Annotated in this window: 15 protein-coding genes and 6 tRNA genes; 12 read left to right on the top strand and 9 right to left on the bottom strand. The window is 59.6% G+C overall.

What is annotated here, in order from left to right; genetic code table 11:
- The first annotated feature begins 40 nt into the window (after positions 1 to 40).
- The 4 genes from J3A71_RS25600 (at position 41) to J3A71_RS25615 (ending at position 2,030) form a co-directional block, all read left to right on the top strand.
- A complete protein-coding gene (locus J3A71_RS25600; RefSeq protein WP_102667858.1) occupies positions 41 to 442 on the top strand; it encodes a hypothetical protein in 402 nt (133 codons plus the stop codon).
- A 9-nt stretch (positions 443 to 451) separates the two neighbouring features.
- On the top strand, positions 452 to 1,171 hold the full coding sequence (locus J3A71_RS25605; protein WP_209953478.1) for an HNH endonuclease signature motif containing protein: 720 nt from the start codon (positions 452 to 454) through the stop codon (positions 1,169 to 1,171).
- Between the two features lie 118 nt (positions 1,172 to 1,289).
- Positions 1,290 to 1,778, top strand: coding sequence for a GNAT family N-acetyltransferase (locus J3A71_RS25610; protein WP_209953480.1), 489 nt, complete (start codon positions 1,290 to 1,292; stop codon positions 1,776 to 1,778).
- A 21-nt stretch (positions 1,779 to 1,799) separates the two neighbouring features.
- On the top strand, positions 1,800 to 2,030 hold the full coding sequence (locus tag J3A71_RS25615) for a hypothetical protein (protein WP_209953482.1): 231 nt from the start codon (positions 1,800 to 1,802) through the stop codon (positions 2,028 to 2,030).
- 408 nt (positions 2,031 to 2,438) lie between these two features.
- Here J3A71_RS25615 and J3A71_RS25620 read toward each other — a convergent pair.
- Positions 2,439 to 2,514: transfer RNA gene (locus tag J3A71_RS25620), tRNA-Thr, on the bottom strand.
- Between the two features lie 71 nt (positions 2,515 to 2,585).
- Positions 2,586 to 2,996 carry a pilin gene (locus tag J3A71_RS25625; RefSeq protein WP_102667855.1) on the bottom strand — a complete coding sequence of 137 codons (411 nt, stop codon included), beginning with the start codon at positions 2,994 to 2,996 and terminating at the stop codon, positions 2,586 to 2,588.
- Positions 2,997 to 3,212: 216 nt separating this feature from the next.
- Here J3A71_RS25625 and J3A71_RS25630 point away from each other — a divergent pair, with 216 nt between their 5' ends.
- Genes J3A71_RS25630 through yacG form a run of 4 tightly spaced genes read left to right on the top strand, consistent with a single transcriptional unit; the run spans position 3,213 to position 6,110 of the window.
- Positions 3,213 to 4,421 (top strand): type II secretion system F family protein, encoded by a 1,209-nt coding sequence (locus J3A71_RS25630; protein WP_102667854.1) that lies wholly within the window; start codon positions 3,213 to 3,215, stop codon positions 4,419 to 4,421.
- 2 nt (positions 4,422 to 4,423) lie between these two features.
- On the top strand, positions 4,424 to 5,290 hold the full coding sequence (locus J3A71_RS25635; RefSeq protein WP_102667853.1) for an A24 family peptidase: 867 nt from the start codon (positions 4,424 to 4,426) through the stop codon (positions 5,288 to 5,290).
- The gene (coaE, locus tag J3A71_RS25640; protein ID WP_016484798.1) at positions 5,290 to 5,913 is read left to right on the top strand and encodes a dephospho-CoA kinase; all 624 of its coding nucleotides are present in this window, start codon (positions 5,290 to 5,292) and stop codon (positions 5,911 to 5,913) included. The genes J3A71_RS25635 and coaE overlap by 1 nt, the downstream gene beginning before the upstream one ends.
- Positions 5,910 to 6,110, top strand: coding sequence for a DNA gyrase inhibitor YacG (gene yacG / locus J3A71_RS25645; RefSeq protein WP_016484797.1), 201 nt, complete (start codon positions 5,910 to 5,912; stop codon positions 6,108 to 6,110). The genes coaE and yacG overlap by 4 nt, the downstream gene beginning before the upstream one ends.
- A gap of 211 nt (positions 6,111 to 6,321) precedes the next feature.
- On the opposite strand, the gene J3A71_RS25650 is transcribed toward yacG, so the two are convergent.
- Complete coding sequence (locus J3A71_RS25650) at positions 6,322 to 7,029, bottom strand: energy-coupling factor ABC transporter permease (protein WP_102667852.1); 708 nt, start codon at positions 7,027 to 7,029, stop codon at positions 6,322 to 6,324.
- 86 nt (positions 7,030 to 7,115) lie between these two features.
- Here J3A71_RS25650 and J3A71_RS25655 point away from each other — a divergent pair, with 86 nt between their 5' ends.
- From J3A71_RS25655 to J3A71_RS25670, 4 genes are all read left to right on the top strand, one after another.
- Positions 7,116 to 7,547 (top strand): hypothetical protein, encoded by a 432-nt coding sequence (locus J3A71_RS25655; protein ID WP_016484795.1) that lies wholly within the window; start codon positions 7,116 to 7,118, stop codon positions 7,545 to 7,547.
- 55 nt (positions 7,548 to 7,602) lie between these two features.
- Positions 7,603 to 8,232: a DUF1780 domain-containing protein gene (locus J3A71_RS25660; protein WP_013970766.1), complete on the top strand. Its 630-nt coding sequence runs from the start codon at positions 7,603 to 7,605 to the stop codon at positions 8,230 to 8,232.
- 132 nt (positions 8,233 to 8,364) lie between these two features.
- Complete coding sequence (locus J3A71_RS25665) at positions 8,365 to 8,538, top strand: DUF3094 family protein (protein ID WP_013970765.1); 174 nt, start codon at positions 8,365 to 8,367, stop codon at positions 8,536 to 8,538.
- Positions 8,539 to 8,622: 84 nt separating this feature from the next.
- Positions 8,623 to 9,918 carry an NAD(P)/FAD-dependent oxidoreductase gene (locus J3A71_RS25670; protein WP_016484794.1) on the top strand — a complete coding sequence of 432 codons (1,296 nt, stop codon included), beginning with the start codon at positions 8,623 to 8,625 and terminating at the stop codon, positions 9,916 to 9,918.
- Positions 9,919 to 10,124: 206 nt separating this feature from the next.
- On the opposite strand, the gene J3A71_RS25675 is transcribed toward J3A71_RS25670, so the two are convergent.
- From J3A71_RS25675 to ltrA, 6 genes are all read right to left on the bottom strand, one after another.
- Positions 10,125 to 10,200, bottom strand: a tRNA-Lys gene (locus tag J3A71_RS25675).
- A 5-nt stretch (positions 10,201 to 10,205) separates the two neighbouring features.
- Positions 10,206 to 10,282, bottom strand: a tRNA-Pro gene (locus tag J3A71_RS25680).
- A gap of 46 nt (positions 10,283 to 10,328) precedes the next feature.
- Positions 10,329 to 10,404 (bottom strand) — tRNA-Lys (locus J3A71_RS25685).
- A 6-nt stretch (positions 10,405 to 10,410) separates the two neighbouring features.
- A tRNA-Pro gene (locus tag J3A71_RS25690) sits at positions 10,411 to 10,487 on the bottom strand.
- Positions 10,488 to 10,491: 4 nt separating this feature from the next.
- A tRNA-Asn gene (locus tag J3A71_RS25695) sits at positions 10,492 to 10,567 on the bottom strand.
- Positions 10,568 to 11,015: 448 nt separating this feature from the next.
- Positions 11,016 to 12,275 (bottom strand): group II intron reverse transcriptase/maturase, encoded by a 1,260-nt coding sequence (gene ltrA / locus J3A71_RS25700; RefSeq protein WP_020190400.1) that lies wholly within the window; start codon positions 12,273 to 12,275, stop codon positions 11,016 to 11,018.
- Positions 12,276 to 12,829: the final 554 nt, after the last annotated feature.

Consider the following 12,829-nt stretch of genomic DNA (forward strand, 5'->3'; position numbering starts at 1 on the left):
AGCGACGGTTTCACTCCCATCTTCGAGTAGGAAGTTGCACATGGATTTGTTACGTATTGCCCGTTCCTTCCGCGAGGCGTTTGATGCACAAAAGCGTGATGGCACGTTACCGCCTCATATGAGGAAGTTTCCTGCGTGTTGCTGTGGGGTCATTTCAGAGCTGTTGGGTCACTACTTAAACAGCGCGGGGCTCCGGGCTGAATATGTATGTGGAAGCGGACATGCTTGGGTGGAGTGCGAAGGCGTTGTGGTCGATATTACCAGCGATCAGTTCGATGGCAGACCAGCAGTTTTCGTTGGTCTGAAAGATGACTGGTACCGGTCACTAGGTGAGTCATCGCGACGCTTGGCAACTCGACTAGAAAACTATCATTACGGCGCCGAAAGCCAACTGCTTCGCGAAGTGTTGCTCAGAGCAAACCTACAGGATCTGGGCACGTAGGAGAAGACCATGGCAAACGTACTCACCACTAGCCATATTCAGAGCGCTTATAGTATCGCTAGCCAAGTCATGGATCAGAGCCTTTCATTGAAGCAGGGCGTTGCCCAGCTCGTTACCGAGGGCATAGGAGCAACCTATGCTCAGGATCTTATTAACATATACCGATACATGCGACTGGGGCGCTGCTATCACCGCACTATCAACGTCGAGGCGACTAATTATTTTTTACGCCAGCTATTTGAGGATGGGGGGGCGGAGTATCTTTTACCCGCAATCAACGCTACGCATCAGCACATCGACTATTACGAAAAACACCAGAAATTAACGCTTCACCGCAAGCGCAGAGTGGTAGCAGACCTTGAACACCTGCTAGGTGGATCGGTAATCGCGCACCAGGAAACATTTGAGAAAGAGGTGCATGCTGCACAAGCCGACAGTTCTAACGCGCGTAAAGCTCGGTTGGCGGCTAGGCCCCATGTTAAACCTGAGAGAGTTGTTCTAACGTCAACGATGTTCGTCCGTAACCCTGATGTCGTTGCCGAAACGCTTCATCGTGCAGGCGGTGTTTGTGAGGAGTGTGATCAGCCCGCGCCGTTTACAAGAAAATCGAACGGTATGCCTTATTTGGAAGTCCACCACAAAATCCGTCTGGCCGATGGTGGCCTTGATACTCTGGAAAATGCTGTCGCCTTATGCCCCAATTGTCATAGAGCATCCCATTACGGGTGATCGGCTCTACTAGGAAATTTCCCCAGTACTCCAAGCCCACCCTGCGGGGCCGAGGACGTAAAGAGGCCTGGGTTTTTTTCCATCCGCGAAGTTGCCAAGTAAAATGGAGATTCACTGAATGCCAGTTATTGTAGATCCTCATGTTGGTTTCTTGAGCTTCCAAGAGGCATTGCGCGCCGGCGCAATCCGACCCGCCTCATGTGCAAGTCATCCAGATCTTTATGTGTTCCATGATACGCCACAGCCTGGCGTTCAACGCCTGACCTATGCGCTTATCTCCGGCTCGTTGGCTAAGGCATACGCTGTTTACGTTATGGCTGAGCCACTTAACGGGAAAACCTGTTTTGGGGTTGGCTACGCGACTGATGCAGATTACCGGGGCCAAGGTTTAGCCACTGAGCTGGTTAAGGTGAGCATGGCCGAGCTGCAGAAAGGCCTAGCACCGAAGCTCCGTTCCCCAGGGTTCTATGTCGAAGCGATCGTCGGCGCCGATAACATCGCCTCTCAGAAAATAGCTGCTCGCACGCTCAGTGACACGCCCAAACCGACAACGGACAAGGAGTCAGGCCATCCGGCGCTGCAATACGTGAAGCTGCTGGGCTGTTGAGCCGTTCAAGGAGAATCAGGAATGAAAGTAAAAGTACCTGGGAAAATAATTATTACGGTGGAGGCTGATTCGCCAAAGGCCCTAGAAAAGCTTTTAGACCAAGCTTTATTCGAGCTAAAGCTGGAGAGCATGGACAATGACGGGTATCAACAGGCTCTCTCCAAATCCTCAAAAGGGGAGCAGGCCGGCTCGATGGGAAATTACCGATTTGACTTCACTGCATCTGAAATCGAGTGGGACGATCCTTTTTAGAAAAAGACTGGATATGCAGTGCATCCATTTCGGCGAGAAACGATTTGAAGGCAGCACCATGTTGACGGCCAACGATTTATTAAACAAGGGACGGATGTTGTTGGCTATTGCCAGCGACGGCGGACCTCACTGTGTTCGGGGCTTGTCCCTGCGCACATGTGCCACCCCCTAAAATACGCCAAATCCCCGCCAACGGGTGGCGGAAGGAGAGACGAAATTTTGCGTCTGTTAACTTGAGATAATACCTAATGCCAACACCTGATTGGAGATACGAAAAATCATCAAGCGCCGTGAAGGCGCTTTGTCGCGTGCTTTTGACCGAGCTTGGTGAAAATCAGCGCGCAGATATTCAAATTGCGCTACACGACTCCCTAAAACTTTTGTGTGATGCGATTACAGCGGAGTGTCTGGTGCCGGAGACAGGAATCGAACCTGCGACCTTCGCGTTACGAGTGCGCTGCTCTACCGACTGAGCTACACCGGCGTGTAGCGCAACGTACCACTGCTCACACCCGCAACGCAAACCCCTGTTTCCGCTAGTTTATTGCCCTGCCCTCAAGCCCCCTTGCACCCCTTGGGCGCCAGGTCTTCCTCGATGTCGGTGGTGCACGCCCAGCCGCTGGCGGAACGCGTCAGGGTCAGTGCCTTGCCCAGCACGTTTACCGGCGCATCCACCAGCGTGCAGGCAATGCTGCCGCTGCCATCTGCGGCCTTGCCGCTAGCGGTAATCGCACAATGCGCCGTTGCCGGCTGGCCACCCAGTTCGGCCACGGCCGCTACGTCTTTCCCGTCATTCAACCGCAGGTCCATCGCCGTCTTCAGCGCGCTGATTTCCAGCAGCCCGGCCGCGGCCTTGGAGCGTGCCTGGTGGTTGGTGTACATCGGTAAGGCGATGGTCGCCAGAATGCCGATGATCGCGACAACGATCATCAGTTCGATCAGGGTGATACCGCGTTGCCCTTTCATGAACATCTTTCCTTTTTGATTCGCTTACACATTGAGGTGGGTTGCGCCCCAACCGGCAGCGGCGCAGTAGGCCTGAACAGACACCTTTTGTCACCCCTGCCCGCTTGGGCGTCATCTTCGCTGAACTACTCTAGTGAGCATCATGGACGCGCGCCCTGGCATGGACGCGGCAAGCTGTTTCCAGGCTTGTCGCTGGGGCAGAAAAAGGACCTTTGCATGGCTTCGACTTCACTGCTTTACCGCTGGCATGGCACCGACGCCAACGGCACACCGGTCAGCGGCCAAACACCTGGGCGCAGCCCGGCTTATGTGCGTGCCGGGCTGATTCGCCAGGGCATCACGGTTGCCAGTTTGCGACCGGCCAGCGGGCTGACATTCAGTTTGCCGAAGCGGCGGGCGAAGGCGGACCCGGCGGGTTTCAGCCGGCAATTGGCGACCTTGCTCAAGGCCGGGGTGCCGCTGCTGCAGGCATTCGAAGTGATGGGGCGCAGTGGTTGCGATGCGGCACAGGCGGCGTTGCTGGATAGATTGAAACAGGATGTGGCCTCGGGCCTTGGGCTGGCAGATGCGTTGCAGCGCCACCCGGCGTGGTTCGATGCGCTGTACTGCAACCTGGTGCGTGTGGGTGAGCAGTCGGGCACGCTTGACCGGCAGCTGGAACAACTGGCGGGTATGCTGGAACAGCGCCGGGCGTTGCACAAGAAGGTGCGCAAGGCGATGGTCTATCCGCTGCTGCTGTTGCTGACCGGGCTGGGGGTGTCGGCGATCTTGTTGCTGGAGGTTATCCCGAAATTTGCAAGCATGTTCTCGGGCATGGGCGCGGCGTTGCCAGCATTTACCCAGTGGGTGATCGACTTGTCCACAGGGCTGAGCCGGTTTGCGCCGCTGTTGCTGGTGATGGGGGTGGTGCTGGGTTTGGCCGTGCGCCAGCTGTACCGCCAGCATGCGCCAGCGCGCCTGTGGATATCTCGGCGGGTGCTGGGCTTGCCGGTGTTCGGCAAGTTGCTGAGGGAGGCGGCGCTGGCGCGGTTTGCGCGTAGCCTGGCAACGTCGTACGGCGCCGGGGTGCCGTTGCTGGATGCGCTGGGCACGGTAGCCAGGGTGACCGGGGGCGAGCTGCACGAGCAAGCGGTGTTGCGGCTACGCCAGGGCATGGCCAATGGGCAAGGGCTGAACCAGGCGATGGCAGGCGAGACGCTGTTTCCACCGTTGCTGGTGCAGCTGACGGCCATCGGTGAGTCCAGTGGCACGCTGGACCAGATGCTGGAAAAAGCCGCCAGCCATTACGAGGAACAGGTCAGCCAGGCGCTGGACCAGTTGACCAGCCTGCTGGAGCCGGCCATCGTGCTGATCCTGGGCCTTTTGGTGGGTGGCCTGGTGGTGGCGATGTACCTGCCAATCTTCCAGTTGGGTAGCCTGATCTGAACATGACTCTATGGACTTTGCTGGCTGAGCAGCCGGCGTACTTCCTCACCCTGGCCACGGTGCTCGGCCTGCTGGTGGGCAGCTTTCTCAACGTGCTGGTGTATCGCCTGCCGATCATGCTGGGGCGACAATGGCAGCGTGAGGCGCAAGAGGTATTGGGGCTGCCGCTTGCGCGACACGAACGCTTCGACCTGTGCCTGCCGGCATCCCGCTGCCCGCATTGCGCGCATCAGATTCGCGCGTGGGAGAACATTCCGGTGCTCAGCTACCTGGCGTTGCGCGGGCGTTGCTCAGCCTGCAAGGCCCGTATCAGCCCGCGCTACCCGCTGGTCGAGATAGCCAGCGCGCTGCTGTCGCTGGTGGTGGCTTGGCGTTTTGGTGCTTCGGCCGAGGCGTTGCTGGCACTGCCGCTCACTTGGTGCCTGCTGGCCCTGAGCCTGATCGATGCGGACCACCAATTGCTGCCGGATGTGCTGGTGCTGCCGATGCTGTGGCTTGGGCTGATCGTGAACGCCTTCGGCCTGTATGTGCCACTGGCTGACGCGTTGTGGGGCGCGGTGGCCGGGTATCTCAGCCTGTGGACGGTGTACTGGGTGTTCAAGCTGGTCACCGGCAAGGAAGGCATGGGCTATGGCGACTTCAAGCTGATGGCGCTGATCGGGGCCTGGGGCGGCTGGCAGGTGCTGCCGTTGACGCTGCTGCTGTCGTCGGTGGTGGGGGCGCTGGTAGGCGTTTGCCTGCTGCGTTTGCGCCGGCATGCGCTGGGTACGGCGATCCCCTTTGGCCCTTATCTGGCGATTGCGGGGTGGATTGCTGTGCTCTGGGGTGATGAAATATACGCCTCTTACATGCAACTGCTTGGATACTGATGGCCACTGCAGCCTTTACCCCCTGGATTCTCGGCCTGACCGGCGGCATTGGTAGCGGCAAGAGCGCCGCTGCCGAGCGTTTTGTCGAACTTGGCGTGCACCTGGTCGATGCCGACCAGGCGGCGCGCTGGGTTGTCGAACCTGGCCGCCCGGCCCTGGCCAGCATCGTCGAGCGCTTCGGCCCGGGTGTGTTGCAGGCTGACGGGCAGCTTGATCGCGCCGCCCTGCGCCAGCTGATCTTCGCCGACCCGGCGCAGCGCAAATGGCTGGAGCAACTGCTGCACCCACTGATCGGGCAGGAGATTTTCAGCTACCTGGCCAAGGCGCAGTCGCCGTATGCGGTGTATGTGTCGCCGTTGCTGATCGAATCGGGGCAGTACCACAAGACCCAGCGCGTGCTGGTGATCGATGCGCCGCAGGAACTGCAAATAGCCCGTACCTTGGCGCGGGACAACACCAGTGCCGAACAGGTGCAGGCGATTCTGCAGGCCCAACTGGCCCGTGAGGAACGCCTGCGCCATGCCGATGATGTGGTGGTCAACGACGGCGACCTGGCCGCGCTGCATGAGCAGATTGACCGCTTGCACCACTTTTACCTGACTTTGAAAGGAGGCCAGCCATGAGCCAGCCATTGACCGTCGATTGCCCGACCTGTGGCGCACCTGTGGAATGGAACGAGAAAAGTGCGTTCCGGCCGTTTTGTTCGGACCGTTGCAAGCTGATCGACCTGGGGGCCTGGGCGGCCGAAGAGCACAAGATTCCGGGGGCAGAAGAGTCCGAGGATGAGCTGTATTCGGGTGACCTGGAGCCGCGGCACTGAGCTGATCCACACATACAACGTGGGCCCACAACCCGCGCGGTACCTGTGGGAGCGGGCAAGCCCGCGAAGCAGGCGGCGCAGGGGATGGCACGGGCTTCGCCCGTGTTCGCGGGCATGCCCGCTCCCACAGTGAGAGTGCAACCTCTGAGTGCTGCGCAGTACCTGTGGGAGCGGGTTTACCCGCGAAAAGGCCGGCACAGCCACCACACATTCACGACTCATCTTCCTTCCAGGGCGCCTGCAGGTACCGTGTGCGGTTGAAGGTTTCCAGCCACTCCGGGCAAAACACCACCAGCGCACTGATCACCATGCCGTTGATGAACGCCTCGGGGAACATCATCAGCCACAGATAGCCGACAAAGTCGCTGAGCCACTCCGGCAGGGCAAAACGCCCGTCCAGCCACAACAAGCCTAGCGCCGCGGGCACGCAAACCAGCACGGTCAGTGCTGCCGGGAAGAACCCCGAACAGAAGATATACACGAACAGGTTTCGCGGCTGTGCACGCTCGACCAGTATCGCGCACACCTCGGTAATCAGCACCGGCAAGCCAACCAGCAACAAGCCATTCACCCCCAGCGCCGCCAGGTCCTGGCGCCCCAGCGCCAGCAAGCCGAGCTGGGCCATGAACCCGCCCAGCACCGCCAGCGGCCAGTCCAGCAACAGGGTGACCGCCGTCATGCCAATGAAGTGGTACGACACCCCGGTATCGAAATCGCGCCTCACCAACCACAGCGCAAACAGGCAGAACACCGTGCCAAACAGCAAATGCTGGCGGCGCCGGTCGGTGAACAGTTCAACCCAGCGAACCCGGCTTACCGCCCAGATCAGCAATGGCACATAACCCAGCCAGCCAAGGCTTAACGTGGTACCGGACAACACCTGCGCGCTGATCACCTGAACAATACCCATTGCAGCCATGTGGATAAAACCGAGTCTACACCCATTCTCCCTTTCCTTCGGCTGCGGTAGGCTGGCGGCCTCGTTCGATGCAGGAAGCATTGGTCATGCCGGAAGGACTCAACCCTGCCCTGCTGCTGGCAGCGGCACTCAACGCCATCATCGGCGTACTTCATCTCGTCATCATCGCCGTAGGCCCGCCTTGGTACCGTTTGTTCGGGGCTGGCGAGCGTATGGCGGTGGCAGCCGAAAAGGGTCGCTGGTACCCGGGGCTGATCACCGCCGCCATCGCCTGCGTGTTACTGGCCTGGTCGGCTTATGCGCTGTCGGCGGCCGGGGCAATCGGCAGGCTGCCGTTGCTGCTGCCAATCCTCTGCCTGATCACCCTGGTGTACCTGCTACGCGGCGTGCTGGGACCGAGATTGCTGGCGGGCACCGGGCGTTCGCAGCGTTTTATCGTAGTCAGTTCGCTGATCTGCCTGGGCTTCGGCCTGGTGCACCTGGTCGGGCTCGTGCAGCAGTGGCCAGTATTGAGCTGATTCCCACGCTTAAACAGCATCTTACCGTCATCGATTAGCGGCTAAGCTTGTCTGCATGGATGACTCAGACTACCTGCGCCTGCTTACCATCCAGGCCGAACAAGCTAACGCCTTTCTCTCCAACGCCCGCAAGTGGGAGCGGGAGCGTTGGGTGTGCCAGCGACTGTTGCAGGGGTTGAATATCCCCTACCGCAGCGAAGACTTCACCCCGGCCGGGCAAGAGCCGCCCGATGTGCTGTTCCGCGACGCGGCCTTCGAGGTGTTTTTTGTGCTCGACGAGGGGCGTCGGCTGAACGATGAGTGGCGCGAAGAGCTGCAGCGCCGGCGCAGTGCGTTTTCCCTGGCACAGCTGGTGCGCCGTGAAGCGCGCCCGCGGCGCATCAGTGCCACCGAGCTGCTGGGGCGCCTGGCGCCGACCTTGCGCAAGAAGGCGCACAACTACCGGGAACGCGGGCTGGAGCTGAACGAGCTGGACATCATCGCCTTCGCCAGCCTCAAGCGCGAAGTGCTCGACCTGAACACCCACTTCCCGCCGCCCACCGAATACCTGCGCCAGGGCTGGCGCTCGCTGTCGCTGGTGGGGCCGACCTTTGCCCGGGTGCTGTTCGCCCACCCCGATGCGCCAGACTTCCTGCGCGGCAACCTGGGCCGTAGCATTGTCTTCGACGTGGGCATCAGTCTTTGATCCAGTGCAGCGAGTGTTTGCGATGGCGTACACTCGGCGCCAGGGATAGAAAGCATTATCATTTGTTTCAAGCGCCTGCACGAACGCTGTAGCGTTTGCGCAGTCACAGACGTCTACCTGACGAGGCCCACCATGACCAGCCGCCTGAACCCGGAAGATCAGCGTCGTGTCGATGAGTATCTGCGAGCCCCCCAGCATCAAGTCGAGCGCAGGCCTTTCCGGCCGTGGCTGCTCCTTGTGCTGGTGGTAGCCGTGACCATCGGGTTGGGTCTCATCAGCCGCCTGCTGAGTGGACTGGTGCTATGAGCTGCCTCGCGCTCGCCCTCCCCTCGTGCAGTTTGCGGCCGGCCCCCCGGGCCACGAATTCCGTAAACCTTATGAGATATCCCCATGACTCATCGCATCGTGATTGTCGGCGGTGGCGCCGGCGGCCTGGAACTGGCGACCCGCCTGGGTAAAAGCCTGGGCAAGCGCAAGCAAGCCGAGATCACCCTGGTCGACACCAACCTCACGCACATCTGGAAGCCACTGCTGCACGAAGTGGCCGCCGGCTCGCTGAACTCCTCGGAAGACGAACTCAACTACGTGGCGCAGGCCAAGTGGAACCACTTCAACTTCCAGCTGGGGCGCATGAGCGGCCTGGACCGCGAGGGCAAGCAGATTCAACTGGCCGCCACCCTCGATGATGAGGGCCGCGAGCTGCTGCCTGCGCGCACCCTGGGCTATGACACCCTTGTCATTGCCGTGGGTTCCAATACCAACGACTTCGGCACCTTGGGCGCGGCGCAGCATTGCCTGTTCCTCGACACGCGCAAGCAGGCCGAGCGTTTCCACCAGCAATTGCTCAACCACTACCTGCGCGCCCACGCCGGCGACGTGGCCAGCGAGCAGATCAGCGTAGCCATCGTCGGCGCCGGTGCCACCGGCGTGGAGCTGGCGGCCGAACTGCACCATGCCGCCCACGAACTGGCGGCCTATGGCCTGGACCGCATCCAGCCAAAGGACATGCACATCACCCTCATCGAGGCAGGCCCGCGCGTGCTGCCGGCGCTGCCAGAGCGCATCAGCGTGCCGGTGCACAAGACCCTGGAAAAGCTCGGGGTGAAGGTGTTGACCAACGCTGCCGTCAGTGAAGTGACCGAGGACGGCCTGAAGACCAAGGACGGCGAAGTGATCCAGGCCAGCCTGAAAGTGTGGGCGGCCGGTATCCGTGCGCCTGGCTTCCTCAAAGACATTGATGGCCTGGAAACCAACCGTATCAACCAGCTGGTGGTGCGTCCTACCCTGCAGACTACCCGCGACGACAACATCTTCGCCTTCGGCGACTGCGCCGCCTGCCCGCAACCGGGCAGCGACCGCAACGTGCCGCCCCGGGCCCAGGCCGCGCACCAACAGGCGTCGATGCTCGCGCAGAGCCTGAAGGCGCGGCTGGAGAACAAGGCGCTGCCGACTTACGAGTACAAAGACTACGGCTCGCTGGTGTCGCTGTCGCGCTTCTCGGCGGTGGGCAACCTGATGGGTAACCTGATGGGCAGCGTAAAGCTGGAAGGCTGGCTGGCGCGGATGTTCTACGTGTCGCTGTACCGCATGCACCAGATGGCGTTGTACGGGTTCTTCCGCACGGCGTTGATGATGCTGGGTAGCAAGATTGGCCGGGGTACCGAGCCGCGCCTGAAGCTACACTGACAGGCACCCGCTCCTGCAGGCAATGCGCTGACCTGTAGGAGCAGCCTGGTGCTGCGAAGAGGCCATTACCCGCAGAGAAAATCTTTTGCCGTACCGGCCCTTTCGCAGCACAAGGCTGCTCCCACAAGGGCCCGTGTTGCGGTAAGAGGTGGGTTAAATCTGAGGCAAAAGAAAAAGGGCATCTCTTTCGAGATGCCCTTTATTCATGGTGGGTCGTGTAGGATTCGAACCTACGACCAATTGGTTAAAAGCCAACTGCTCTACCAACTGAGCTAACGACCCAAAAATGGTCGGGGTGAGGGGATTCGAACTCCTGACATCCTGCTCCCAAAGCAGGCGCGCTACCGGACTGCGCTACACCCCGGGTCTTTCAAAAAAAAGGGCATCTCTTTGAGATGCCCTTCTTTACATGGTGGGTCGTGTAGGATTCGAACCTACGACCAATTGGTTAAAAGCCAACTGCTCTACCAACTGAGCTAACGACCCGGAAAATGGTCGGGGTGAGGGGATTCGAACTCCTGACATCCTGCTCCCAAAGCAGGCGCGCTACCGGACTGCGCTACACCCCGAGATTGGCTCCGCGACCTGGACTCGAACCAGGGACCCAATGATTAACAGTCATTTGCTCTACCGACTGAGCTATCGCGGAACTAAATTTCGGTACAACTACCGATTACTACTCCGAAGACTGTGTTCGCTTCGGACTCTTTAGCTTCTTAGCTTTCGCTTTGTCGCTGCTGAGGCCGGCTATTCTACATTCTTCGTTTTGCTTGTCAACCACTTTTTTTCATTCAACTTACTGATTTGTAAGTTGTTTTGCGGTCACCGATGTTGCTGGTGATTCGCTTAGTGCCTGACAACGCGGCGTATATTAGGGTCACCCGAATCTTGATGCAAGCAAAAATTTCAAAAATTTCAGCAAGTTAACCTGAATTCCCCGAAAGCCCCGGTTTTACTGGGCTGCACCGACCTCTTCGCGGGTAAACCCGCTCCCACAGGGGCCCCACAGCGGGTGTGAGAAAGATCGAGTAGGGTGAGGGATTTTTTTTCCCTCAGCCCTCTCACACCACCGTACGTGCGGTTCCGCATACGGCGGTTCAACTAATACGCTGGAGTCCCTGCACAGTGCTGCGCAGCGAGACCAGCCCCATTTTGGCGAAGTACAACGTCGGTACTGCCTGATTCATGTGTTTGGATGCCGAGTTCCACCAAGGCCCTCGCCCGTTTACACTCGACTTCCACGCCCGCTCAGGCCTAAGCCCAAGCAAGATGAGTCGTCGTTCGCGGGTCTTCGGGGTTTTCCACTGTCGCCAGAGCAGGCAACGTAGTTTTCGACGCAGCCACCAATCGAGTTCCTCCAGCATCCGCATGTTCGCGGTAAGCCGAAAGTAGTTTGCCCAACCCCGCAACACGGGATTTAGCATCTCTATAGTGTGAGACAAGGACCGTCCTCGCCCCTTGCGCAGCAACTCACGAACTCGATCCATCAGTCTTCGCAGGCTTTCGGGGGCAGGTCGCACCCGTGTCTCTTGGCGATAGATCGTAATCGCGTAGCCCAGAAACTTTCGCTTCCAAGGCCGTGCTACTGCGCTTTTCTGCTCGTTGATACGTAGCTTCAGATGACCCTCCAGGAAGGCTCTGATGTTCGCCATCGCCCGTTGCCCTGCGCCTTCACTGCCGATGTAGATATTGCAGTCGTCAGCATATCGGCAGAACTTCAACTGCCGCCTTTCCAGCTCTCGATCAAGATCGGTCAGCAGGATATTCGACAGTAATGGGGACAGCGGCCCACCCTGAGGCGTACCCTCGCTGCGGGGTTGAATCACGCCATTAGCCATCATCCCCGCCTCTAAGAAGCGCCGGATCAGCTTGAGTACGCGACCATCCCTCACTCGATAGGCGAGTCGAGCCATCAACACGTCGTGGTTGACCCGGTCGAAGAATTTCTCCAGGTCGATGTCCACTACCCAGTGCTTTCCTTCGGCCACATACTCTTTCGCCTTGACGACCGCATCGAGCGCACTTCTCTGCGGACGAAAGCCGTAGCTGCCATCGGAGAAGGTTGGCTCGAAGATCGGTTGCAGTACTTGATGGAGCGCCTGCTGGATAAGCCGATCCACCACCGTGGGTACGCCGAGTGTTCTAACCCCGCCATTAGGCTTGGGAATGTCCACTCGGCGCACCGCCCGTGGCAGGTACCGATCCTCCAGCAGTGCCGCCTTCACACTTGGCCAGTGCACCAACAGCCAGTCCTTCAGTTCCTCAACCGTCAAGCGATCAACGCCTGGCGCGCCTCGGTTCTTCAGGACGCGCTTGTACGCTCGTCGCATGTTGCTGGGTTCGACCACCTGCTCCATGAGCCGGTAGTCCTCCGATTTCGTTCGCCCAGCCGTCGCCGCAACCCCCTCAGCACCTTGCGGGCTTCTTTCCGGATTCCGTCCGGCCATGGCAGGCAGGCCTCCCGTGTCGGGAGCTTCTGCGTCATCGTGGGTTGTCGAGATCAGCTGTTCTACTCTCGGTATTAATCGTTCAGGCCTTCAGTCTCGCGACCTACTATGCCCTCTGCTGACTTCTGCACAGTCATTCCAGCACCTCGCGGTGCCGGTAGCCCTGACGGGCAACCGTGCAGATCTCCCCGGGTATTGCGCACCCACTTTCACGCTTATGCCTGTCGGATCTACGTCATGGCGTTCTGTGCAAGTATTGGGTTTCGCAGATTTCGGACTGCTTACCCCGCCATGCCGCCTCGTATCCGCTTCCTGTTCGTCAGGCCAGCGATTTGCCTCGGGCTTCCTTCAGACTCGCAGTCGCCCGCGAAACCCTTGCCTCTAGCTAGCACTTCCCCTTGCCGGGTGTGCGGGGGACTTCCACCCCTGAGTGAGCGCGCCCTGCCGGGCGCACCAAAAAAAAA

This window comes from Pseudomonas sp. PvP089, from assembly GCF_017875165.1.
GTDB classification, from domain to species: Bacteria; Pseudomonadota; Gammaproteobacteria; order Pseudomonadales; family Pseudomonadaceae; genus Aquipseudomonas; species Aquipseudomonas fortuita.